Consider the following 25,690-nt stretch of genomic DNA (forward strand, 5'->3'; position numbering starts at 1 on the left):
AATTTCTGAGGTTTAACTATGCGCTGGCAAGGGCGTCGCGAAAGCGACAACGTTGAAGATCGACGTGGAGATTCCACGGGTTCGTCCGGTGGTTTAGGTGGCGGTGGTTTTCGTGTGCCGCGTGGTAAAGGTGGATTGGTTCTGCTGGTGGTTGTACTGGTTGCGGGATATTACGGGGTGGATTTAACGCCGCTGCTTAACGGTGAAGCACCCGTTGGTCAAACCCAGACTCAAAGCCAACAGGCTAATTCGCCAGAAGATAATCAGATGGCTAAGTTTACTTCCGTTATTTTGGCTTCAACCGAAGACACGTGGAGCCAGCTATTCCAGAAAATGGGGAAACAGTATCAAGATCCTAAACTGGTACTCTATCGTGGTGCCACTCGCACGGGGTGTGGTACGGGTCAGTCCGTAATGGGGCCTTTTTATTGTCCGGCAGATAAAACTGTGTATATCGATCTCTCTTTCTACCAAGAGATGAAAGATAAGCTTGGTGCTGATGGTGATTTTGCTCAGGGTTATGTGGTCGCGCACGAGGTTGGACACCATGTACAAAACCTGCTGGGCATTGAGCCGAAAATTCGGCAGATGCAGCAAGGGACAAGCAAGGCTGAACAAAATCGACTCTCGGTGAAAATGGAACTTCAGGCTGACTGCTTCGCTGGCGTGTGGGGACATTTCATGCAGAATCAGCAAGTGCTGGAGCAGGGCGATCTGGAAGAGGCTCTGAATGCTGCTCAGGCTATCGGTGACGATCGTTTACAACAGCAGAGCCAAGGACGAGTGATCCCAGATAGTTTTACCCACGGCACATCTGAACAACGCTATACATGGTTTAAGCGCGGTTTTGACAGCGGTAATCCAAATAGCTGTAATACCTTCGCATCAGCTAATTGATCACGGCATTCATACCCTGCACATTTATATGTGTGGGGTATTAAATCAACGTGACAGCGCCGCCGTACGCAAGTAATTCGCGTATAATCATCCGCTATCTTTGCTGACAACGCAGACTCTCATGCCGCTTTCTTCTTCTATTCCCTCAATGCAGCGAGCCGGTATTCGCCGTTTACTCATCGTTAGCGGTGATACCGATTGGCACCAGCAGGTTATTGCAGAGATTTTACCCACGCTGTGTTCATCGCTTCTGTGGGTTGGGGAAAGCGCGCCGCAAGGGGTTAGGTCTATTGCTCCCCATCTCGCCAAAGGCGTATTGGGGCAAGAGCTTGGTCACGTGATTTTTAATGCAGCAGCAGGATTTCATGCGGAAGCGCTAGCCGCTGTGGCGGGAGCCATCAGCGCAGGGCATTGGCTTATTATATTAGTTCCTGAATGGGAACAGTGGGATAGCCAATCGGATCTTGATAGTTTGCGTTGGAGTGAACAGCCTGAACCTATCGCTACCCCTCATTTCGTTCATCATTTTCAACGGATTACGCTAGAACAGCCGGAAATTGCTATCTGGAAGCAAAATAGCGAGAAAGAAATCCCTGCGCTGAAACGACGCCCTGAGTGGTTGCGCCCAAATGGATTGCCTACGGCCGAGCAGACATATATTTTGCAGGCGCTGTTGAACGATAAACAGCCTATTAACGTTGTGATTGGTGAGCGTGGCAGAGGAAAATCAACGCTGGCGGGGATGCTGGCAGAACGCGTAAAGGGCAAATGCTGGGTAACTGGCCCAAGCAAAATAGCAACGCAAATATTGTCACAACGAGGCGAGGGGGTTGAATTCTATGCGCCAGATGCGCTACTAGAACAATGTCGACAGCAGGCGCCTGTGGATATTGATTGGTTACTAATTGATGAAGCCGCAGCAATCCCTGCACCTATGCTACGTGAACTGATTGCATTTTTTCCCCAGGTTTTATTAACCACAACCGTACAAGGATATGAAGGTACCGGGCGTGGTTTTCTACTTAAATTCTGTGCTTCCCTGCCATCTTGCTGCACCTATTTATTAGATCAGCCGATGCGTTGGGCCATCAGCGATCCCGTTGAGTCTTGGTTAAAGTCTTTGCTGTTGTTTGAGGAGCCACAAGAACCACAAGTACAGAATCTAGAGTTTAAATCGGAAAAGCTGAGTCAGTCTCAATGGCTGTCTTACCCAAAGAAGATGTGCGATTTTTATATGCTCCTCACGAGTGCGCACTACAAAACGACGCCGCTAGATTTGCGTCGGTTAATGGATGGTGTGGGAAACCATCTGTATGGCAGCTTTGCCGGCGACGTTATTGCGGCGGCGCTATGGATGGTTGATGAAGGTGGTTTAGATGAATCACTGGCTAAAGCTGTTTGGGCCGGCGAGCGTCGGCCTAAAGGTAGTTTAGTTGCCCAATCACTCGCAGCCCATGGTGGTCAATGGCAGGCGGCAGTATTGCGTTCTCGTCGAATAAGTCGAATTGCGGTATTTCCAGCATGGCGACGCCAAGGGGTCGCGAAATCGTTGGTGAACTCGGCGGTTCAACAAGCTCGAGAAGAAGGGCTAGACTACGTATCTGTTAGTTTTGGGTATACACCAGAGCTTTATCATTTCTGGCAGCAATGTGGTTTTGAACTCGTGCGTTTTGGCACTCACCTTGAGGCAAGTAGCGGTTGCTATACTGCGATGGCAATATTGCCTTTCAATGAAAACTCGCGATCACTTTTGGATAAACTGCGGCTGAGATTACGGCGTGATGGATACTTTATCCAACAAAAGCTCAAACTTCAGCTGCCGCTGAGGGTGGTAAAAGATCTGTCCCTGAACCATGATGATTGGGATGAACTTCACGGTTTTGCGTATTCTTCTCGCCCGCTTGATGTTTCTATTTATGCGCTAATTAGATGTGCGGATAAGCTTTCCAATAATGCTGGTAATTGCATTCTTAATGATTTTATTAATGAGAGTGGTAGCGTGGAATTATTGTGTGAAAAATACAAACTATCAGGGAAAAAAGCGCTCGTAGCTATGCTAAGAAATATTATATCTCATCTTATAAAGCATTCTGAAAAATAAGTTTTAGGGTTGCTTTTTATGGTGCGTGTATTATTAATGATGTCACTTTAATTCTTTGTTTTTTCTTTTTAATTTCTTTATTTGTTTGGCGTTTGTTTTTGTTTAATTCATGATTAAAATAATTGATATTATTAACTGGTATTCTAAAATATTTTTATTTTTAGTTGGTTTAAATTGTTATCTATTTAAACTGTTTTTTTAGTTGAATTAAATTTACCTCTTAATTATTATTTAATTCCGCTGAACTTTAGCGAACGCACTTTCAAATGGCTGTATATATTTTAAAAGTATCAACAATTCATAACTATATTCATCTCTGATGGGTTATGGATTAACGTTACCTATAATGAGGGAATAACAGATGTCTTCTTGGAAGAAAAAGACGGCTATATCGCGTCTAGCATTGGCTTGCTCGATGGCTATCGCAGCACAAGCTGCTGTAGCTGCTACGAATGATATTTCAGGTACTACGTACGAAACGTTTGTTCATGATCCAGTTGCTTATAGCAATCACATTGGCTACACCGGATATGTTGGTTGGGATCACAATGCTGACGGATATTACAACGGTAATATCTACCCAGTAATTAATAAAGCAGTTGTTAATGGCGTTATTTCAACCTATTACCTTGATGATGGTGTAAATGGTACTGCCAATACGCTAAATATTTCTAATAGCACTATCCACGGTATGATTACATCACAGTGCATGACTGTTGAATGCACTGATGGCGATTATAATCGTGATTATTATCAAGATACTTTGCAGTTGACCGTTGATAACTCGACGATTGACGACACTTACGAACATTATGATTATGACGTGACTACTAATGATGTACGCGATCATGATACGTATAATACTTTTGGCCTGGGCAACGCAATTACTCTGGACCAAGAAGCAAATGTTGTTATCCAGAACAATTCACACATTGCAGGTATAACCTTAACGCAAGGATACTATTGGCCAGATGATGTAACCAATAATCCAGAGATTTTTACTGATACTTTAACGGTTAAAGATTCAGTAGTGACTTCAGGTGCATATTCTGAGCTGGGAAATACCGGTTTCTACGGTCAATCTAACAAGCCAAGCGACTATGCAGGAACAACAGAGGCTGGCCTTGATGACGCGGCACTGATTGTTGCAGCAAGCCGCTCTGATAACGCTATGCAAACCACGGCAACGTTTGATCATTCAACGTTGACTGGCGATGTTCTATTCTATAGCGTGTTTGATCATAACTTTGATCCGATTGGCCATGATTCTAATGGTGATGGCATTAAAGACACCAATGGCTGGGATGACCAAGATTCGTTAAACCTGACATTAACCAACGGCAGCAAGTGGGTTGGTGCGGCGATGTCTAGCGTTGAACGCACTAATACTCTGTACGATTACAGCCCTAATAGCCTGTGGCCGACGGATGAGTTCAATGCTGATGGCAATCTCACTTCAGCATCTGTTTATCAGAGCGGCCTGTTTAACATTACTCTGGATAACGCCTCTGAATGGGACACGCGTAAATCTTCCAACATTGACACTTTGACCGTCAATAACGGTTCCCAAGTTAACGTTGTGAATTCGAGCTTGTTGGCTGATAGCATTACATTGAATAACGGTTCTTCAATGCAGATCGGTGATAGCAATAGCGCAGGAACGACTATCCCTGACGTGTATGGCTATAACGATGGTGTTGCTACCGATTCTCTGAACATCAACAGCGGCAGCCAGGTTAAACTGACTGAAGAAACTGCGGCTCTGTATGCTAATACCATTACTGTCACCAACGGTGGTGAGCTGAACCTAGGTTTAGGCCAGACCGATACTCATAGCCTGATATTAAGCGATGGCGGTATCCTGAATGTAGGTAGCCGTGAATACGTTTTGAATTCAGATATGGGTAATGCGCGTTATGTTACCAATGACGTAAATGCGACGGGTTATGACCATGGTGTTGTGGCTATTAACTCTGACGGTCACTTAGCGGTTAACGGCGACGTGAGCGGTAACTACAACGTGCGTATTGATAACGCAACCGGCCAAGGCTCTATTGCTGATTACAAAGATAAAGAAGTTATCCGCGTATACGACAATAATGCTGACACGCATGCAACCTTCACTGCGAGCAACAAAGCTGATTTGGGTGCGTACACCTATGAAGCTCAGCAACGTGGCGATACCGTTGTTCTGAACCAGCGTGAATTGACCGATGCGGCTAACATGGCGCTGAGCATTCCTTCTGCGAATGCCAATATCTGGCATATGGAACAGGATACTCTGGAACGTCGCCAGACCCAGACTCGTGATAGCGTGGGTGATGCCGGTGGTGCATGGGTAAGCTACTTTGGTGGCCATGTAGACGCTAACGGCGGCGCGGTTAACTACGATCAGGATATCAACGGCGTTATGATTGGTGTTGATAAAGTGATCGACGGCAACTACGCAAATTGGCTGATTGGTATGTCTGCAGGCTTTGCCAAAGGCGATATTAACGACCATAGCGGTAGCGTCGATCAGGATAGCCAATCTGCTCGTATCTACTCTTCAGCTAAGTTTGATAACAATATCTTCTTGGATTCATCATTGAGCTACGCACATTACAGCAACGATTTGGATGCTGATATGAGCAACGGCGACCATACTTCAGGTTCAACCAGCAGCGACGGTTGGGGCTTCGGTCTGAAACTGGGTTATGACATTGCACTTGATACCCAAGGTAAACTGAGCCCGTATGCGAGCGTTTCAGGCCTGTTCATGGATGGCGATAGCTATCGTACCAGCAACGGTATGGCTGTTAACGATCAAAGCTACGACAGCATGCGTTATGAGGCGGGTATCAATGCTAACTACCGCTTCAACTATGCAAACGAGCAGTCTCTGACGCCGTACTTCAATCTGGCTTACGTTTATGACGATGCTGGCAGCAATCACGGCAAAATCAACGGCGACAAGATTGATAACGGTCAAGGTGGTTCTGCAGTGCGCGTCGGTGCAGGCGGACAGTTTAACTTCACTAAGAACTTCAGCACTTACGCTGGTTACAGCTACTTGGGCGGCAGCGATGTTGACCAACCATGGGCTGTTAACGCTGGCGTGAAATACAGCTGGTAATCCATTCATACTAGGAGATAGCTGTATGCAGAGGTTATTGCTAGCGTCCAAGTGATAACTTTTGTGCTGAAAGGATTTCGGGCAGTTATCTGGTATGAACTCCCTCTGTAGCTTCGGCTACAGAGGGAACTCCAATGAATGAAATGGCCTCTCTAAAGAGGCCATTTTTTTGCATTATTTTCTGCTCGTAGAATCAGAGGATTGTGCAAAAAAATAGAACAACATCATCAGGGAAACCCGATTTTCCTGTGAATTCTTCGGCGTATAGTACTCTTCAACAGATGATGTCGATGAATGACATCTTTTTATCCAGCGAGGAGTATCTAATGAAACACGAACATCATGTTGTCCAAAGCCCTGCAACACCGGCAGAGCAGCTGATTTTGCTGTTTCATGGCGTTGGTGATAACCCTGTCTCAATGGGAAGCATTGGCGAGTATTTTGCCCAAGCGTTTCCACATTCACTGGTTGTCAGCGTAGGTTCTCCGCATTTGATCCCAGGTGGTCAGGGGCTACAGTGGTTTTCCGTGAACGGTGTGACGGAAGAGAATCGTATCGAGCGCGTTCATCAAGCGATGCCACAGTTTATTGATATCGTGCGATATTGGCAGCGCGTTGCTGATGTGAATCCAGCTGCAACGGCGCTAGTCGGTTTTTCGCAAGGGGCTATTATGGCTTTAGAAGCCGTGAAAGCCGTATCAAATTTAGCAGGAAGAGTCGTGTCGTTTAGCGGTCGCTTTGCAGCATTGCCAGAGAAAAGTTTGGGCGATACCGTAGTGCATATGATTCATGGTAGCGAAGATCGGGTGATTGCCATTGAAAATGCGCAACACGCGGCAGAAAAAATGCGTGAGCAGGGTTCTGATTTTACTTTGGACATCGAGCCGATTGGCCATGCAATTGATCAGAATATGATGGATTTGGCGCTTGAGCGTTTACGTGCATATATCCCTCAACGCTACTGGGATGAAGCTATAAGCGGGAAACGTGGCGATCTGATTGCGTTTAAATAATTATTTGTTCAATAAACAAAGGGCAACGTAAGTTGCCCTTTGTTATATGGAGAGAAGAACGACGGCTTATTGTTTTTTGGGCCAGTCGTCGTCCTTGTCCCATTCTGCGTTATTGTCACGATGCGGAGGTAACTCAGGCTTATTGCTCAAAAAACTTTTGTGATCGACTTTGAGCAAGGCTTTCATACCATTCCAGACCATCCCAATCAGCACTAGCAGGATTATCCACCAGTAATCGGCTAACCATTGCATGGTTGCCCCCTGTCTTTTACGGTAATAAAACGAGAAAAAACGTCGGACAGATGAGGGATTAGCCAATCTGAACCGGCAATATGCTGCCCTTGCCAGGCATTTTTAAGCACATCCTCAGTAAGCTGATGTTCCGCTAACGTTGAAAGTGGCCGGTAGCTAAGATGCCACGGTTCTACTGCAACACCTTGTTCTCCATCACTAAATGGACGATAGAAACCAAATTGCTCCATATTATCTGTTAACCATTGGCTCAACGCAGAGAAATAACCGCCTTCAAGATATTCCCATGGCTCTAACTGAAGCTTTTTACCCTCAGGTAGAAGGTCGGGATCGTAGATGTCAAGATCGGTTCCCCAGTGATGCCGGCTAGCTCCGGGCAGCGCAGACCAGCGTAAAATGGCACAGCACAGTTCCCCTTCGGTCAGCGTTCTGATATCTAACGGCTGACTATTTTCGTCAAGAACGGCGCGCTCACCTTCGAATTTGGCATTCCAAATGGTCTGTTGACGAGCGAAATCTCTAAACGTACTTGCGGGTTGTAAATTAAATCCCGCATTTTTTGCAGCGCGCTGCAATGCTTGAAAAGCCTCAACGGCTTCAGGCTGCAAACGATGATGCCCACAGAGCACGGCAAGATGCTCTGTGCTTTGTCCGGTCAGCATTGCCATCGTCATCATACGATGAGTTGCTCCATGATTCTTTGGTACATACGGCTGAGCAATTGCAGGTCAGCCGCATGAACACATTCATCAATTTTATGAATAGTGGCATTGACTGGCCCTAGTTCAACCACCTGAGTGCCCATTTGAGCAATAAAGCGTCCATCAGAAGTGCCCCCGGTTGTCAGCAATTGAGGCGTTATTTCTCCGTAATGCTCAATGGCATTAATAACGGCATCAACCAGATGACCACGCGGGGTCAAGAAGGGTAACCCTGATACATTCCATTCTAATTTATAATTTAACTGATGGCGATCTAGCAGGTCTTTTACGCGGGCCTTTATGGATTCTACGGTGGATTCGGTGCTGAAACGGAAATTAAACTGTACATAAAGCTCGCCGGGGATCACGTTATTGCTCCCCGTTCCTGCCGCCATATTGGCAATCTGCATGCTGGTTGGCGGGAAAAATTCATTGCCTTGATCCCAGATTTCATTCACAAGCTCGTGAAGCATGGGAGTCGCTTTATGAATAGGGTTATCAGCAAGGTGTGGGTAGGCGACATGACCTTGAATGCCATGTATGTAGAGATTTGCGGTCATTGACCCTCGACGGCCATTTTTGACGACGTCCCCAACTCTTTCGGTGCTAGAAGGCTCTCCCACCAAGCAATATTCTACTTTTTCTTTTCTCGCTATCAGCTGCTCAACCACTTTAACCGTGCCGTTTACCGCGCTGGCTTCTTCATCTGAAGTGATCAAAAAGGCGAGTCGACCTTGATGCTGTGGGTTTGCTTCGACAAAACGCTCAGCCGCAACCACCATCGCTGCCAATGAACCTTTCATGTCAGCGGCTCCTCGACCATAGATCATGCCGTCGCGTAAGGTGGGTTCATAGGGCGGGTTAGTCCATTTTGACTCGTCGCCGCTTGGGACAACGTCGGTATGACCCGCGAATGCCAGCGTAGGGCCTTTACCGTCACGGCAGGCCCAAAAATTTCGGGTATCACCAAAGGTCATGTCTTCAATGCTAAAGCCAACCGCTTTGAGACGGTCAATTAACAGATCTTGGCAGCCCGCATCTTCGGGGCTAACGGAACGGCACTTTATTAGCTGCTGAGTGAGCTCAAGAACAGGGCAGGTCATCGTATTTTCTCCTCAGCTAAAAATTGTGTGTATTGATCTGGATTAAATCCCAACAACATGCGGTGGTTGTGGACGAGCAATGGGCGCTTGATGATTGCTGGCTGTGCCAGCATTAATTCAGCAGCGGAATCAGCGTTATTGATGCTTTGGCGCACTGATTCATTGAGCTTACGCCAGGTTGTGCCGCGAGTATTAAGTAGTGCTTCCCAACCCAATTGTTCGATAAAGGTGCGTAGAAGTTTCGCATCTAGCCCATCGGCTCGGTAATCATGAAATTGATAGGCGACCTGCTGTTCTTCCAGCCACTTTTTCGCTTTTTTGATCGTGTCGCAGTTTTTAATGCCGTAAAGATAAAGAGACGTATTTTCTGAGTGTGCTGTCATATGGCAGAGTCCCTGTGTTTTAGCTCACGATCTGGCAAATTATTTTATTACTGTGCAGATCGTGATTTGCTCATGTTGTTAAATTATTTAACACATAATGCGGGAAAAAGAGCTCTCGATCCAGAGTGTTAGCCCTAAGAGTGCTCCGACTATGTCAATTTGATCTGTGTGCTTACCTTAATTGCGGTGCCTAGCCATCATATTGATAGAAATATCGAATAGGTCAATTATTCACCGTTGGTCTCTAAAAGGTTATCATGTGCGGGTACTAACTATGTAGGCCACAAAAGACGTAAATATGATTGATACAGAACTGAGCAACTGGAAAGCGTTTATCGACGCCATGTTGCAAAACAAGCACCAGTAATTCTGAAACTGGTCGGGCAGTAAGCTAGTTATGGGTAGTGAGTTTGAGGCAGTCGGCAATGAAGTGATCGTTTTAAGCCCATTTCAGTAATAACTTTGTGATAAGCCAAACACCAAGGGTCATATCCCATAAAAAAGGCAGCCAACCGGCTGCCTTTTCTCATCGGTTACTTTTCATTCGGCGGGACGATCTCTTCAGGCTCAATCGCTGATGCGGTTTTCCCTGGAAAACGGCGACGAACTAAAATGAAGAACACCGGTACGAAGAAGATAGCAAGGAAGGTAGCGGTGAACATTCCTCCTAATACGCCAGTGCCGACAGCATGTTGGCTGCCCGAGCCTGCGCCGTGGCTGATTGCCATCGGTAATACGCCAAAGATAAATGCCAATGAGGTCATCAAAATTGGGCGTAGTCGTAGCCGGCAGGCTTCCAGCGTGGCTTCTAATAAGTCTTTACCGGAACGATGTAGTTCATTGGCGAATTCAACAATTAAGATCGCATTTTTAGCGGAAAGACCAATGATGGTGAGCAAACCGACTTGGAAATACACATCGTTCTCCAGACCACGGATCCACGTCGCGCATACCGCTCCTAAAACTCCTAAAGGTACGACGAGCATGACGGAGAAGGGGATCGACCAGCTTTCGTATAATGCGGCCAGGCACAGGAATACCACCAGCAATGAGATGGCGTAAAGCGCTGGTGCTTGCGCACCGGAGAGGCGTTCCTGATAAGACATCCCCGTCCATTCCAAACCAATACCATTGGGCAACTGGCTGACAAGGCGCTCCATAATATCCATCGCCGTACCGGTACTCACGCCCGTTGCCGCTTCCCCAACGATTTCCAATGCTGCGTTACCGTTATAGCGTTCAAGTCGTGGTGAACCCGACGTCCATGTGCTGTTGGCGAAGGCGGAGAACGGCACCATCGCACCACTGCTATTGTTCACGTACCAACGATAAATATCGTCCGGCAACATACGATAAGGGGCCGCACCCTGAACATATACTTTTTTAACGCGGCCTCGGTCGAGGAAGTCGTTGACGTAGGTCGAGCCCCACGCCGTTTTCAAGGTGCTGTTGATATCATCAATATTAACGCCAAGCGCCTGTGCCTTGCGCTGGTCAATGTTTACCTGCAACTGTGGGCTATCATCCAACCCGTTGTGGCGAACTCGCGTCAAGAGAGGTTCTTTCGCTGCGGCAGCCAGCAGCGTATCACGCGCTTTCATCAGTTCAGCATGGCCGAGGCCCGCATGGTCTTCCAGTTCCATATCAAAACCGGCAGAGTTGCCTAAACCGGAGATCGCTGGCGGGCTGCTGGCAAACACTCTCGCTTCTTTAATTTTACCAAATGCCGTTGTTGCGCGATCAATAATGGCAAACGACGTGTCATCAGGCCCGGTGCGCTCGTCCCAATGCTTTAAACGGACAAACATACGCGCCACATTCTGACCATTACCCCCAGGCCCAGAGCCAATAATTGAGAAGACGGAAACAACGTTTTTCTTCTCATCCTGCAACAGATAGTTTTCAACTTTCTCGACCACTTTAAGCGTTTGTTGCTGTGTTGAACCCACAGGCAGCTGGATTTGAGTCATGAAGACTCCACGGTCTTCCAGTGGTAAGAATGACGTTGGTAAGCGGGTGAATGCCAGAGCCAACCCGACAATAATCAGTAAATACAGCAGCATGGTTTTACCGCTGTTACGAATGACGCGGGCAACACCATTTTCATATTGGCGAGTACTGCGATCAAATACGCGGTTAAACCAGCCAAAGAAACCTCGCTTTGTATGAACTTGCCCCTGTTTAATCGGTTTAAGCAGGGTGGAGCACAGCGCAGGAGTAAGAATAAGCGCAACTAAAACAGAGAAAACCATCGCGGAAACAATGGTGATGGAGAACTGGCGGTAAATGGCACCGGTGGTGCCACCGAAAAAGGCCATTGGTACAAACACCGCGGATAGCACCAGTGCAATACCGACTAGAGCACTCTGGATCTGCGCCATGGATTTTCTCGTCGCTTCCCTAGGCGATAACCCCTCTTCGGCCATGACACGCTCGACGTTTTCGACGACGACGATCGCATCATCCACCAATAATCCGATGGCTAGCACCATGGCAAACATCGTGAGCGTATTGATGCTGTAGCCAAAGGCGTAAAGCACCGCATACGTGCCTAGCAGAACGACAGGCACGGCGATGGTTGGGATAAGCGTGGCGCGGAAATTTTGCAAGAACAGATACATCACCAAAAAGACGAGGAAAATTGCTTCAAATAGCGTTTTAACTACGTCCTCGATCGATGCCTGTACAAACGGTGTGGTTTCGTAAGCATATTCAACCTTCAAGCCGTGGGGGAAATACTGTTCAAGTTCGCCGAGTTTGGCTTTGACTAGTTTGTCGGTGGCTAATTCGTTAGCGCCAGAAGCGAGCTTGATGCTCATCCCCGAGGCTGGCATTCCGTTGTAACGGCTAAGATAGTCATAGTTTTCAGCTCCGAGCTCTACGGTAGCAACGTCACCTAACGTGACGTAAGAACCATCTGCATTGACTCTGAGCGTGATGTCTCGAAACTGTTCCGGCGTTTGCAGCTGGGCTTGAGCATTCATGGTGGCGTTCAGTGCCTGACCATTCACCGACGGTGTTCCGCCTACTTGCCCAACGGCGATTTGATTGTTCTGGGTTTCAATCGCATTAACCACGTTTTGGCTCGTGAGGTTATAGCTATTGAGTTTGTTCGGGTCGAGCCAGATACGCATCGCGTACTGAGAGCCGAAGGCATCGACGCTGCCAACTCCGTCGATACGGCTAATTGGATCTTGAAGATTACTGGCTACGTAATCGGCGATATCCTGTCGCGTCATGCTGTGGTCAGTTGACACAAACGCCACGGTCATCAGGCTGTTATCACCCGATTTTGAAACCGTAATCCCTTGTTGTTGTACGTCTTGCGGCAGCTTACGCGTGGCGCCTTGCAGCTGGTTTTGAACCTGCTGCATGGCTTCGTTGGGGTTTATTCCTGCCTGAAATGTCAGCGTGATTGTTGCACTGCCGGTGCTGCTGCTTTGGGAGGACATATAGAGCAAACCGTCCAATCCCGTCATATTCTGTTCAATGATCTGGGTGACGGTATTCTCAAGTGTTTGCGCTGATGCACCAGGATAAGATGCGCTAATGCGTACCGTTGGCGGCGCTAGATTGGGGTACTGCTCAACGGGCAACGAGTTAATTGCTAACAACCCGGTTAGGCTGATGATAATGGCGATAACCCAGGCAAAAATTGGGCGATCGATAAAGAAATTAGCCACGGGTGAATACCCTCATAACGCTTACTCTTATGCTTGAAAGTGGAAGTCTAGACGTAAACCGATCCATGCTAACGCACTTTATCCTGTTGGCGGGTTCAAAACGTGGAGAAAAAAAGGAGAAATGGTAAATATTTTTTCGTGTCGTATGAATTTACTGCAGTTATTCTCTTTAACTGTATGCTTGCGTAAAATTCATACAAAAATATAGCGTCGCCCTGTCGAAACAGGACGGCGAATTTTAGCGTAATTCCATTTTGACCGTAACGTTACCTTCAAATTTTCCAGGTTGTGGGCGATTTGAGGTAGTACTGACCGGTGCCGCTTTCATGCTGAATTTGCCATTTCCCTGTGTATCCAGCGTGACGGGCAAATCAAGCGAACCATCTAATACCACATCGTTGTCATTTTGATCATACATGCGCACGCCAACATCATTGCGATTAAGCATTCTGGCAATTAGGTTATTGCTGTCTGGAGTAACGCCTTGATCGGCGCTAAGGCTAAATTTGATCTTTCCTGCGTTCGCTGCGGCAGGATCGTCGCAGTGGTAGGAGATATCAACGTTTTTAAGCGTGTAGCTAGCCGGTGGCTGGCCTTGGGCAACGAATTGCGAGGTCACAATATTGCCTAGTTGCACTTCAATCGTGCTGCCTGCATTAATCGTACAGGTGAGCGGTGCGGAGATTTTGCCTGATATCCGAATATTAGAGACCTGCTTAGTGTCGCTGAGAGAACAGTAACCATCCATCGCGAGGCAAGAATAGTTTTGGGCAACAATCGTTGATGGGATGATCTCTTCGCCTAAAATGGCTGTTTTAACGTAAACGCTGAGGGCGATGACATTCCATTTAAAGCCTCTTTTCGTTGCGCTTCCACCGGCAGGTCGAGTTGCATCACTGCAAACATCGCTAGTGTTTTCGGTGGGTTTTAGTAAAGTTTCGTTGACTTTCGTCATGCTCGAAAATGGAGTTGGGTAAGTGTTGATGCTGATTGGCTGTAACCCGCCTCCGTCTGGGGAGTTTATTGAGTCGGTATAGCCAGTGATGTCGACGTCGAGATGATCGGTTAAATAACCATAGCCAGTTCGCCCTGGTGGAAGTGGGCTACCAGCTGCCGTAGTTTCATAAATGATAGTGCTAGAGTAAAGGTTCTTTGGACAAGCGCAGTTGGCGATTATCGACGGCCCATCACCGATAATATGGTCATTAATATTAATCGTGCTTCCATTCTTATTTTGCCCAGACGGTATTTCGCTGTTGATATTAATGCTGTAATCAGCAAGCGTGGAGAAACATCCTTGCAGCACGGTTGTTGCTGCCTGTGCAAACATGGGGAAAAGTATAAATAGTACAAGCAAGATCTTGATTCCCGCACGGTGCACGCTGCGAGTAGGGTGTTTATTCTGCATGATTTGCCTCCGGCTTGCAGAGTGCGCTGGTCTGACGAATTCCGTTAGGTGCTGAGTCAGATGAGGGGGACAGGACGATACTGGCATGGCAGCGCTGTTGTGCAGAACTTCCCCATGACACGGTCAATGGAATGTTTTCACTAACGCCTGAGAGATACAGTACGCCACGATCGTCAACGATACCGCTCAAAGATAATCCGTCGACGCTGGCTATCGCCCCAAATGGAATAATGCGGCCATCCGGTCGAGTTAATGAGATCAGCGCGCGATAACCCACATGCGCTGTAAACTGTGTACTGACTGCGGCGCTGCGGCTAGGAACAACCGTCATCGTTGTTTCATCCGTATCTACATCATCTGGCAGGCTGGTGGTATCGATATAGATAATATTTTCCTGATAAGGCGTTAGAGAAGGGATGATGGCATTGCCAAAGTAGTCGGTTTGTACGCCGCGCTGATTAACAAAACGAACGCCGGATGCGCCTTGTGCGCTGACAATCGCAAACTGATCGCCTAACGGTTGAGACAGCGTGACACAACTTGGATGAGCAACAACGGCTCCGCTCACGCCGTAGGTTAGCTGCCGAGAGTTGTCGGATGCGTAGTAATAACCCGCATTCAGATTGGCGTATTGAGATCGGTAGCTGCCATAAAGACTACTATTGTCAGTGCCGTCATGGTTGGTGTGGCTCTGTTGTAATGAGTAGCTCAGCCGATCGTCGTCAAGCAAGGTTCCGTTAAGTCCAACGCTATGGCTGGTGTCACCCTGTTTGCTGGTGCTGAGGTTATAGCTAGCCCAGCTTTTGGGCAGCCAGTGTGATAGCGGAATGCTGAAGCTTAGCGACAGCATCTGGTCGTTCGCGCCATCGCTGGTTTTGCTATAGGTGTAAGCAAGGTTAACGTTGATGTCGCCTATCGTGCGGTTGATGCCCGATGAAATGCTGCGTTCTTTATGCTTAGTTTGCCAATAATCTTGTTGATAGGCTGAAAGATATATACTGCTGTCCAGTACGGTCTGATTAATATTTAGCTGAACTCGACTGCGTTTGTTGTACCGGAATGACCAGTCTAAGTCGTTATTGCTGCCATCATATTTTTCATTAGCATCGGCAAAATTATAAAAACCACTGGTGGAATAGCGATAGCTCGCCAGTGAAAAGTTAGTGTCCGTTGCCTCTATTTTCTTGGTGTACATTAAGCGCCAAGACTGCCCATCGTGCTGTTCGTTATTTTCCAACCGCGCACGAGCCCAAGTTACATCGGTTGAAATTGAGCCCAAATCGCCTAAAACGATGCCAATACCGCCGTTAACCGACTGATAGTCTGATGAAAGGGTAGAACCACCGAAAAGAGTGAGGTAATTATTAAGGCCGTAAATCGCGCTGCCCTGTGCAAACAGCGGTTCATTAGATGCCTGATTATCATCCGCACGATAGCGTGCGAGCGTCATTTCATAGCGAACATTGCCCGGACGTTGCATAACAGCCACGCTGGAGTAGGGCTGAGTGAAACGATGTTCAGTTCCGTCCGCTTCTTTGATGGTGACCTCGAGGTCTGCGCTGTTGGTCGTTGAGTACAGATCCCTAATTTCAAACGCGCCGGGTGCCACGTTAGCCTGATAAATAACGTAGCCATTCTGGCGGATTGAAACCTCCGCATTAGAACTGGCTATACCACGAATGATTGGCGCAAATCCCCGCTGGTTATACGGTAGCATTTGATCGTCAGAAGCAATGTTGATTCCACGAAACTGCAGGCTATCAAAAACATCGCCCCGGGTGCTGTTTTCACCCGCAATAAACTGTGCTTTTAATTGATGGATATCGTGCTGGATCCACGTATTAATCGTCTGCCACGACTGTGAGTCATCGGATTGTCGCCATGTTGAATAGTTTCGTAAGCGCCAGCCGCCTAGGTTAGCTCCGCTGCGCAGGTTGAGGTATTGGCTGCTATTACTGTTGCTTCCCGTGTTTTCACGCCGTGAGCCAGAGAATGAATAATCGGCAAACAGTACGGGCACGCCGTCATTCCAGCGCGAAGGATCGATGTTTTCATTATGATGCTCATCAATGGCCGCCTGCGGCATGCTGATGAGTAATGTCATGGTATTAAAATCGAACGTTGCCGCGGCAAAAGGAATGTAGTCACCAATAGATTCGCGCAGTGGTTCGCTTTCGGGGAGTTTTGCCAGCTCTGGGTAGGCATCTACTCGTACTCCCCACTTGCGTAGCTGCTGCGGTGTCAGCTGTGGCTGTAGTGCACCGCTTTTGCTGTTAATGTAGGTGACTGATTCCTCATCAACATTCTGTTTATTAATATTTATTTTTGTCTGATAGGTGCCGGGTAACTGCCCATTCTCTTTTGAAAATAGCGATAAATCGATATCCTGCCGTGATAATTCATCCCCCTCAAGCGAGGAGGGCGCAAAGTAAAATTCTTGTGCGTTGACGTTACCCATGGCCACCATAAGCAAACCGCTTAAGGTTTTTAGCATTGGGTGGAATCGCCGAATAGGGCGGGAGACGTTCAGGCGCAGTCCGTTAGCAGCCATTAAGCACCATTAGTCCTGAGTTAAACTTGATGTAAATTCATCTGACGCATTACCGTAGTCAGTAATACAGCGCCATGTCACTTTCGAGCCATTAGCCGTGCCGGGAAGCTGAAATTGCGCCGTTGCTTTCGGGGCTACCATCTCGGCGGTTTTTAATGATGTCGTATTCAGTGTTAAGGTATCGAAAACGCTGTAGTAGTCGCCATTATTTGTAATCTGTAACTGATTTGCCTGCCGGCTGAATTTTAGATTCTTGCAGGCATCAATAGGTGTGCCGCTTAGCCCCGTGGGTCGCCAGAATAATTTCAGCCGTGTTTTATATATCAGTCGTAGAACATTTTTTTCATCGTCACTTTTTGCCATCGCCGGGATAGTGCGCACATTCATATAAAACAAAGATTCTCTGTCGGTAGGCAACGCTTGGCCTGACCACGTAATACGTAGGTTTTGTTCTTTTTGTGGATCAAGCCTGAAAAGCGGCGGCGTAATAATAAAGGGGCCACGCGTTTTTCCATCACCGGTATCAATCCATGACTGAATAAGCCATGGCAGTTCTTTCTCTGTATTTTTCAGTGAAAGCGCCACTTCTTTCTTGTTTGTGTCATAAATAATACGTGTTCGCCCTATTTGAATCCCTGCTGCGTGGCTGAAGGTAGTAAAAGCAAGAATTACAGAGCAAACTTTCAGCCCGATAAGTCGCATGTAAGAGCCTTTTAATAAATGAAAGTAATCTTGGAAAAGCCTATACAGAATCTGGTTTACCCATATTTAAAATGTTGGCGTGTTATAGTGAAATTGCTAATAACACGCCAGATAGAATAATAAAAAATTAACGGTAAAGGATATTCACCGTTAAATCAGCATCTGCAGGCCCTGCGGTGACAGGTTTGGCGAATGATATATAGCGTGCGTTAAATGATGCGCTAATCACGTCTGCTGTATTCGATGCTAATTGTATGTAAACCTGTCCTTCAGACCCATCAAATTTAATCAGGTTTGTATCTTCGCCATCTGGGCTCATTGCAATACCAACCCCTGTGGCTGCGGTTGTACCGCTGGTGGTGATTTTGCTGACATCTAGCAAAGTGTTAGAGCCTGTTAATACGGTTGAGCCTGTAAAGGTTAGCTGGACGGCGGCGAGCCCAGCACTTGTTAAAGGGCAGTCCTTCAGATTGATCGATAGAGGCGTCAGGTGTGATTGTGTTCCTATCCCTCCGTCGTTGAAAAGCGACGTCGGGTAGGTTCCTAGTGGAACCGTAGAGTCTGTCCCGCTATCGCCTTCGATAACACAGCTTGGTTCAATGATTTCACCGGTAAAATGAATTTTCCCAGCATTCATTTCTGCGGCAAACGCAGTTGCCGATGATAGTGCCATAATGGCGACAAATAGATTCCGTTTCACTATATTATTCTCCGTAATAAGCCAATTAGGTAATATACTTAAAACTAATTAAAACGACGTCATTGAATCATTAGTAATATAAATTCCATTGGTGTGTGCACTCATGCTTTTCTCCCTTAAATAGTGTGGTAATCCATGTTACACAGCTAATGGTGAATGCTTGCCTAGTGCCAAAGTTATTAAATATATAAGCAATTCTATTGGAGGTTCTTTTTAATTCATTTTTAGGAATATAGCAATAATAGCACCTGAATATTTTTTAGGCAGAAATATCCATATCAATTGATTTATTATCTATTTTTTGCACGATGCGAGTGATTTTTATCATTAACGATCATGTTTTGTGATGAAATCCCATTAATATATTTAATGAATAGATCTTTCGGTTGATTAACTCTCATAAGAGTAAGTTTTAATTAAATATAATTTAAATAAAAACCAATATTTAAGATTAATTAATAATAACTCGATGTATCACAATATCTTTGGGTTCTTATCACGTCCAATGCCGTTGATTTCTGCCTTGTTTCCTTTTCTTTCTTGCTAAATTACCTACAATACCTGTGTCATTAATCATTTTTGGCTCTAACTTCTGCCATTGGTGGGTAAATTAGGAGAACAAATGGACTTTAACCCCGTGTTTGCGCGACGTTTATACCTCTGTTGGTTGATTAGCCATCTGGAGAAGCCGAATGTTCCTCATCTTATGCAGGTGACCGGCTGGCCGCGTAGAACCTTACAGGATGTGATCAAAGCACTGCCGGGAATGGGTATTGAACTGGATTTTGTCCAAGAGGGCGTACGTAACAACGACGGTTACTATCAGTTGAAAAACTGGGGGCCGCTTAACGAAACGTGGATTAAAAAGCATGCTGAACAACTGCTGGCTGCAATTTAATCAATGAATTCGTGGAGAAGGGTGAGCGACAGCCATTTGGTTATCGCCCATTGTCGGTATTATTGGTTTTTGTGCTCTAAATACAAAACGGTTGCCGCCACGCGTGAGCGTACGTTGAGCTTGCGCAGCAGGTTGCGAATATGCACTTTTACCGTCTCTTCGGAAATATGCAGCTGTGAAGCGATTTGTTTATTAGACAGTCCACGAGCCACTTCCTGCAGTACATCGAGTTCGCGCTCAGTCAGATCGGCAAAGGGATCGGTTAACTCAGAGCGTGATGCTAAATATTCGCAGATGATGTCACTAAAGACGTTTTTACCGCTTGCGGCCTGATGGATCTGCGATAGCAGCGTTTCCGGCTCGCTATCTTTCAGTAAATAACCATCTGCACCGGCATCAACTAACGCATAGACATCACTGCGCGAGTCTGAAACGGTGAGAATAATGATGCGAGCATCAATGCCTTCGTTACGCAGCGCTTTCAGGGTATCTAAACCCGATAATCCTTTCATATTAAGATCTAATAAGATCACGTCGGGTTGGGCGCGACTGGCCAATGCAATCGCCTCGCTGCCGCTGCTGGCCTCTGCAACCACGTTAAAGGCAGGATCGAGTTCGAGTAACTGACGAACTCCGCGGCGCATAAGCGGATGATCGTCCACGATCATAACTGCGTAGCTTTCATTTTCCATAAAATGCTCCGAAATAAATAATAGGGGCGGTTATCCGTTGCCTATTACCATTAAAATTTAATTAAACACGAGTTGTTGCTGACCCTCAGTGCTGAAAAATCAACGAAACTTCTGTACCTGCTGGAACCACCGTGCGGATGGTAAGTTCACCACCCAGTCGCGTCGCTCGCTCGGCCATAATTGTCAGACCGTAGTGTCCATCGGGTTCTTCAAGGCTAGCTATCCCAACGCCGTCATCTTGAATACAGATCACGCTTTCGCCTTCTGGTCCGTAGTGACAGCGTATTTCGATGTGTTTTGCCTGAGCATGTTTGATGGCGTTGAGCACGGCTTCGCGCACAATTTGCAAGACGTGAACTTGCTGCTGAGCGTTGAGTGACTGCGAAGAAAGCGCACAGTTTAGCGTAATAACGGCGTCAGTTTGCAATTTTAATGGCGCTAATAGCTGATGTAAGGCCTCACGCAAATCAGCTTCCTGAATAGTTAAGCGAAAAGTGGCCAATAATTCACGCAGTTGGCGATAGGCGTCAGACAATGCTTGAGCAAAATCACGAATGATTGCCTGCGCCTGTGTGTTTTCGGCCGGGATGGAGCGTTTGAGCAGCGTTATCTGAATACGTAGGAACGAGAGCGCTTGGGCCAAAGAATCATGCAGCTCGCGCGCAATCGTCGCGCGTTCTTCCATCAACAATAGCTGAACCTGCTGCTTTTGCGCCCGGTTGAAATAGACTCCTCGGCTAAGCATATTGGCGACGTTTTGCATTAACTGCTGCTGGGGATGTTGGTGCTGAGGCCAGCGTAATTCCCCTAAACGATGCCCATCAAGCATCAGCGATATGGCTGATGTGGAAGCCAAGTTGTCAAGTTGCCCACTGTGTAATAGCCAACGGCCATTGCCGCTGTCATGAACTTCTAATTCTAGAAAATCTAAGGCTTCACTGGTACGTACAATGTTGAGTACCTTCTCAAAACTGGGCTGGGTGATTTCGCTGACGGTCAGTGCTTGAGAGCAATCAAATAATACGCCAAGTGATTTATTTGCCTGTGTCAGACTCTCCGTCTTCTCCTGAACTTTGTCCTCAAGAGAGCGATAAAGCTTTTCAAGCTCGCTCGACATTCTAATGAAGGTTTTTGATAACACACCAATTTCGTTGGGGAGGTTAACGTCCAACTGCATCGGAGAGAAATAGCCGTTTTGCATGCGCTGGCTGGCATTCAGCAGTTTATTCAGCGGGGACACCACTTCTCGGCGCGTGGTGCGGATCGCAAACCAAACCAGCCCGACGATCATCAAGACGCCTAGCAAACTGATCGCCGCCACTTGCTGCATTTTTTGCTCGGAATAATGCTGAAGTACCAAGACAAAATGATCGATTTGGCTGACATGACGAGCCACATGGGCAAGGTACTGATCGCTGTTGCCTGCTTTAAGCTGCTGGTCTAATAACAGCCAAGTTTCCAGTAGGTGTCTATACTCTTCACGAACAGAAGATGGAACATAAAAGCGATCAAGCTTTTTCAACGCCGGAGCCTGCATAGATTGCTCGTACTCTTCGAGATGCAGGGCAACATCATCAGGATGGTTGGTTAAATCATAGGCCAGCCGATAGCTTTGCATACGCAGTGAGCCTGCAATATTCACCGCCTCGGCATCGCTTAAACTGCTTGCTACGGTAACAAGTGCGATGCCGGTCGATAAAACCGAGAGGATCACAATAGCGGCCAGCGTTTTAGCCAAGGTGCTGGTAACCGAACGTTTTACGAGCAATCTAAGATACCTATTTAGTATGACAGCGATAAAAAGGGCGTAAGAGCGTCATCATTTTTGCGCAGGTGCTTAATAAATGGGTTATTAGTACCGTTCTGTTTATTGATAACAGGATGCCCAAACAATCGTTATATAAATCAGTAGATAACGGAATGTGGTTGCAGGGGCTATACAGTGCGCGAAAACTCAGCAAAAGGATTGATCTCGCGCAATCGATACCCACAATTACCTATTTAGGGGGATTATAACTCATCCTCTAATCCGCATACTTTATGCTTAGAAAAAACCTATATTTCTGGTCATTAGCTAAATAAGAATTATTACTAACAAAAATCTAAAACAATATCGCTGACCAGCAATATCTTTCATTTTTATTGGTACGTGTTTTTCATCAGGATGGATGAGCAATGTCACCGGAGTTACCCATGACTACGCTTTCTCGGCGCAATCTACTCAGCGCTCGTTGGCGCAAACCCGCTAGCGCACAGCGTCCACCTTGGACAATCCCTGAGCCTGCTTTTATTGCAGGCTGCACGCGTTGCCATTCCTGTATTGAACAGTGTGAAACCGGTGTGTTAATCGCGGGAGATGGCGGATTTCCCGCTATCGACTTCCATCGCGCTGAGTGCACGTTCTGCCAGCGTTGTGCCGATGCCTGTGAATTACCGCTTTTTGAACTTGAACGCACACCGCCTTGGACTATTCAGGCAGAAATTCAGACGAACTGCCTAACGCAAAAAGGCATTGAATGCCGCAGCTGTCAGGATGCCTGCGAACCTTATGCGATCCGCTTTGCACCGCATTTGAGCGGAATTGCCAAACCGACGGTTGATTTAGATAAATGTACCGGCTGTGGCGAATGCGTTCGCGGCTGCCCGGTTGATGCTATTCGAATAACGCCGGCGGCGCAGCCTGAAACGCGCGACGCGGTAGCAAGGAATGAAGTATGAGCAATGAGATGTGGCACGTATGTGGATTGGTGGTTCAAGCCAAACCTGAAGCCGTACCCGCCGTCGCAGAAGCTCTGGCCGCCATGCCAGAAACTGAAGTGGCAGCGACAGAACAAGAAAAAGGCAAGTTAGTGGTTGTCATGCAAAGCGAAGATTCAAACGCATTGCTAGACAGAATTGAGTCAGCGCGCAATGTGGCAGGTGTGCTGGCGGTGTCGCTGGTTTATCACCAGCAGGATGAGCAAGGTGAGGATACGCCATGAAACTCAGTCGTAGAGACTTCATGAAAGCCAACGCCGTCGCCGCTGCAGCAGCAGCTGCAGGGCTGACCATTCCGACCGTCGCGAAAGCGGTTGTCGGTGGGGCTGATGAAATTAAGTGGGACAAAGCGCCGTGCCGTTTTTGTGGTACCGGTTGTGGTGTGTTGGTTGGTACGCAAAATGGTCGCATCGTGGCTTCCCAAGGGGATCCAGATGCACCGGTTAACCGTGGCCTAAACTGCATCAAAGGCTATTTCCTGCCAAAAATCATGTACGGAAAAGACCGTCTAACGCAGCCTTTGCTGCGTATGAAGAATGGTCAGTACAACAAAGAGGGCGAATTCACGCCGGTGACCTGGGATCAGGCCTTCGACGTGATGGAAGAGAAATTCAAAACTTCGCTGAAAGAGAAAGGCCCAACCTCGGTGGGTATGTTTGGATCGGGTCAGTGGACCGTATGGGAAGGCTATGCCGCTTCCAAACTGTTCAAAGCGGGCTTCCGCTCTAACAACATCGACCCGAATGCGCGTCACTGTATGGCGTCGGCGGTCGTTGGTTTTATGCGTACCTTTGGTATGGATGAGCCGATGGGCTGCTACGATGACATCGAACAGGCCGACGCTTTCGTCCTGTGGGGCTCAAACATGGCGGAAATGCACCCGATCCTCTGGTCGCGCATTACCAACCGTCGTTTGACCGACCAAAATGTCAAAGTGGCGGTTCTTTCTACCTTTGAACACCGCAGTTTTGAGCTGGCCGATAACCCGATTATCTTCACCCCGCAGTCTGACTTGGTGATCCTGAACTACATCGCAAACTACATTATTCAGAATAATGCGGTCGATCAGGAGTTCATGAAGCAGCACGTGAATATTCGCAAGGGCGCAACAGATATCGGTTACGGCTTACGCCCAACCGATCCGCTGGAAAAAGCCGCGAAAAACCCGGGCAGTGACGCCTCCGAGCCAATGAGCTTTGAAGACTACAAAGCATTCGTGGCGGAGTATACGCTGGAGAAAACGGCTGAAATGACCGGTGTGCCAAAGGATTCCCTGGAGTCGTTGGCTAAGCTGTATGCCGATCCAAACATCAAAGTCGTCTCCTACTGGACGATGGGCTTCAACCAACACACGCGCGGTGTTTGGGCCAACAACCTTTGTTACAACATCCATCTGTTGACCGGCAAAATCTCCAAACCGGGCTGTGGTCCATTCTCTCTGACCGGTCAGCCGTCAGCCTGTGGTACTGCGCGTGAAGTGGGGACGTTCTCCCACCGCTTGCCTGCAGACATGGTGGTGACCAACGAAAAACACCGTCAGATCGCTGAAAATACATGGAAACTGCCAGCGGGTACCATTCCAGAAAAAGTGGGTCTACACGCCGTAGCGCAAGACCGTGCGCTGAAAGACGGCACGCTCAACGCTTACTGGGTGATGTGTAACAACAATATGCAGGCTGGGCCAAACATCAACGCTGACCGTATGCCGGGCTGGCGTGATCCACGTAACTTCATCGTGGTTTCCGATCCGTACCCAACCGTCAGCGCTTTGGCCGCCGACCTGATTTTACCAACCGCAATGTGGGTGGAAAAAGAAGGGGCTTATGGTAACGCCGAGCGCCGTACTCAGTTCTGGCATCAGCAGGTGAAAGCGCCGGGTGAGGCCAAATCTGATCTGTGGCAGATGATGGAGTTCTCCAAACGCTTCAAAGTAGAAGACGTTTGGCCTGCGGAGCTCATCAACAGTAAGCCAGAGCTGAAGGGCAAAACGTTGTTCGATGTGCTTTATGCCAACGGCAACGTCAACAAATTCAAGCTAGAAGAGATCGCAGCCGATCAATTGAACGATGAATCACGCGATTTTGGGTTCTACGTGCAGAAAGGGCTGTTTGAAGAGTACGCCTCATTTGGCCGCGGCCATGGTCACGATCTGGCTCCGTTCGATGAATACCACAAAGCGCGCGGTATCCGCTGGCCAGTGGTGAATGGCAAAGAAACCCTGTGGCGATATCGCGAAGGGTTTGACCCGTTTGTTAAAGCAGGCGAAAGCGTGCGTTTCTACGGCAAACCAGACGGCAAAGCGGTTATTTTTGCACTGCCATTTGAGCCAGCGGCTGAAGTTCCTGATAAAGAATTCGACCTGTGGCTCTCTACCGGTCGCGTGCTGGAGCATTGGCATACCGGTTCGATGACGCGCCGTGTGCCTGAACTGCACCGTGCGTTCCCGGAAGCGGTGCTGTTTATTCATCCTTTGGATGCTAAACAACGCGGCCTGCGTCGTGGCGATAAAGTGAAGGTTATTTCTCGCCGTGGCGAACTGGTTTCTATTGTTGAAACCCGTGGACGTAACCGTGTACCGCAAGGACTGGTTTATATGCCGTTCTTCGATGCCGCTCAGTTGGTGAATAACCTGACGTTGGATGCAACCGATCCGCTGTCCAAAGAAACTGACTTCAAAAAATGTGCGGTAAAAGTTGAAAAGGTGACTGCCTAATCAGGCAAGGAGCGTTACCTG

19 protein-coding genes are annotated in these 25,690 nt (G+C 47.5%); 8 read left to right on the forward strand and 11 right to left on the reverse strand.

The genetic code is table 11. The features are described from left to right. Positions 1–18: 18 nt before the first annotated feature. From ypfJ to ypfH, 4 genes are all read left to right on the forward strand, one after another. The gene (gene ypfJ, locus BN1044_RS22350; RefSeq protein WP_072310535.1) at positions 19–897 is read left to right on the forward strand and encodes a KPN_02809 family neutral zinc metallopeptidase; all 879 of its coding nucleotides are present in this window, start codon (positions 19–21) and stop codon (positions 895–897) included. A gap of 121 nt (positions 898–1,018) precedes the next feature. Then, on the forward strand, positions 1,019–2,998 hold the full coding sequence (locus BN1044_RS22355; protein ID WP_072310536.1) for a tRNA(Met) cytidine acetyltransferase TmcA: 1,980 nt from the start codon (positions 1,019–1,021) through the stop codon (positions 2,996–2,998). A gap of 361 nt (positions 2,999–3,359) precedes the next feature. Further along, on the forward strand, positions 3,360–6,113 hold the full coding sequence (locus BN1044_RS22360; RefSeq protein WP_072310537.1) for an autotransporter outer membrane beta-barrel domain-containing protein: 2,754 nt from the start codon (positions 3,360–3,362) through the stop codon (positions 6,111–6,113). A gap of 326 nt (positions 6,114–6,439) precedes the next feature. Further along, positions 6,440–7,126 (forward strand): esterase, encoded by a 687-nt coding sequence (gene ypfH / locus BN1044_RS22365; protein ID WP_072310538.1) that lies wholly within the window; start codon positions 6,440–6,442, stop codon positions 7,124–7,126. A gap of 66 nt (positions 7,127–7,192) precedes the next feature. Here ypfH and BN1044_RS22370 read toward each other — a convergent pair whose 3' ends face one another. From BN1044_RS22370 to BN1044_RS22410, 9 genes are all read right to left on the reverse strand, one after another. Next, on the reverse strand, positions 7,193–7,378 hold the full coding sequence (locus tag BN1044_RS22370) for a YpfN family protein (protein ID WP_025797467.1): 186 nt from the start codon (positions 7,376–7,378) through the stop codon (positions 7,193–7,195). Further along, positions 7,366–8,055 (reverse strand): M15 family metallopeptidase, encoded by a 690-nt coding sequence (locus BN1044_RS22375; RefSeq protein ID WP_072310539.1) that lies wholly within the window; start codon positions 8,053–8,055, stop codon positions 7,366–7,368. Before BN1044_RS22375 ends, BN1044_RS22370 begins: the two co-directional genes overlap by 13 nt. Then, positions 8,052–9,182 carry a succinyl-diaminopimelate desuccinylase gene (gene dapE, locus BN1044_RS22380; RefSeq protein WP_072310540.1) on the reverse strand — a complete coding sequence of 377 codons (1,131 nt, stop codon included), beginning with the start codon at positions 9,180–9,182 and terminating at the stop codon, positions 8,052–8,054. The genes BN1044_RS22375 and dapE overlap by 4 nt, the downstream gene beginning before the upstream one ends. Then, positions 9,179–9,565, reverse strand: a complete 387-nt coding sequence (locus BN1044_RS22385; RefSeq protein WP_072310541.1) for an ArsC family reductase — start codon at positions 9,563–9,565, stop codon at positions 9,179–9,181. Before BN1044_RS22385 ends, dapE begins: the two co-directional genes overlap by 4 nt. 533 nt (positions 9,566–10,098) lie before the next feature. Continuing rightward, positions 10,099–13,248, reverse strand: a complete 3,150-nt coding sequence (acrD, locus tag BN1044_RS22390; RefSeq protein ID WP_072310542.1) for a multidrug efflux RND transporter permease AcrD — start codon at positions 13,246–13,248, stop codon at positions 10,099–10,101. A 238-nt stretch (positions 13,249–13,486) separates the two neighbouring features. Next, the gene (locus tag BN1044_RS22395; protein ID WP_072310543.1) at positions 13,487–14,656 is read right to left on the reverse strand and encodes a fimbrial protein; all 1,170 of its coding nucleotides are present in this window, start codon (positions 14,654–14,656) and stop codon (positions 13,487–13,489) included. Beyond that, a complete protein-coding gene (locus BN1044_RS22400; protein WP_072310544.1) occupies positions 14,646–17,207 on the reverse strand; it encodes a fimbria/pilus outer membrane usher protein in 2,562 nt (853 codons plus the stop codon). Before BN1044_RS22400 ends, BN1044_RS22395 begins: the two co-directional genes overlap by 11 nt. A gap of 9 nt (positions 17,208–17,216) precedes the next feature. Continuing rightward, positions 17,217–17,909, reverse strand: coding sequence for a fimbrial biogenesis chaperone (locus BN1044_RS22405; protein WP_072310545.1), 693 nt, complete (start codon positions 17,907–17,909; stop codon positions 17,217–17,219). Positions 17,910–18,036: 127 nt separating this feature from the next. Then, positions 18,037–18,609 carry a fimbrial protein gene (locus tag BN1044_RS22410; RefSeq protein ID WP_254663946.1) on the reverse strand — a complete coding sequence of 191 codons (573 nt, stop codon included), beginning with the start codon at positions 18,607–18,609 and terminating at the stop codon, positions 18,037–18,039. A 622-nt stretch (positions 18,610–19,231) separates the two neighbouring features. Here BN1044_RS22410 and BN1044_RS22415 point away from each other — a divergent pair. Beyond that, positions 19,232–19,507: a winged helix-turn-helix domain-containing protein gene (locus tag BN1044_RS22415; RefSeq protein ID WP_072310546.1), complete on the forward strand. Its 276-nt coding sequence runs from the start codon at positions 19,232–19,234 to the stop codon at positions 19,505–19,507. A gap of 59 nt (positions 19,508–19,566) precedes the next feature. Here the strand turns inward: BN1044_RS22415 and narP are convergent, their stop codons facing one another. Both narP and narQ read right to left on the reverse strand, forming a co-directional pair. Further along, positions 19,567–20,199: a nitrate/nitrite response regulator protein NarP gene (gene narP / locus BN1044_RS22420; protein ID WP_072310547.1), complete on the reverse strand. Its 633-nt coding sequence runs from the start codon at positions 20,197–20,199 to the stop codon at positions 19,567–19,569. A gap of 85 nt (positions 20,200–20,284) precedes the next feature. Continuing rightward, the gene (narQ, locus tag BN1044_RS22425; RefSeq protein WP_072310548.1) at positions 20,285–21,967 is read right to left on the reverse strand and encodes a nitrate/nitrite two-component system sensor histidine kinase NarQ; all 1,683 of its coding nucleotides are present in this window, start codon (positions 21,965–21,967) and stop codon (positions 20,285–20,287) included. A 425-nt stretch (positions 21,968–22,392) separates the two neighbouring features. Here narQ and napF point away from each other — a divergent pair, with 425 nt between their 5' ends. From napF to napA, 3 genes are read left to right on the forward strand one after another with little or no spacing between them, the layout of a single operon-like run. Then, complete coding sequence (napF, locus tag BN1044_RS22430; protein ID WP_072310549.1) at positions 22,393–22,917, forward strand: ferredoxin-type protein NapF; 525 nt, start codon at positions 22,393–22,395, stop codon at positions 22,915–22,917. After that, complete coding sequence (gene napD, locus BN1044_RS22435; RefSeq protein ID WP_025797488.1) at positions 22,914–23,180, forward strand: chaperone NapD; 267 nt, start codon at positions 22,914–22,916, stop codon at positions 23,178–23,180. Before napF ends, napD begins: the two co-directional genes overlap by 4 nt. Then, entirely contained in the window at positions 23,177–25,669 is a 2,493-nt protein-coding gene (napA, locus tag BN1044_RS22440; RefSeq protein WP_072310550.1) for a nitrate reductase catalytic subunit NapA, read from the forward strand. The genes napD and napA overlap by 4 nt, the downstream gene beginning before the upstream one ends. Positions 25,670–25,690 lie beyond the last annotated feature (21 nt).

The organism is Hafnia alvei (assembly GCF_900095695.1).
GTDB lineage: Bacteria > Pseudomonadota > Gammaproteobacteria > Enterobacterales > Enterobacteriaceae > Hafnia > Hafnia alvei_B.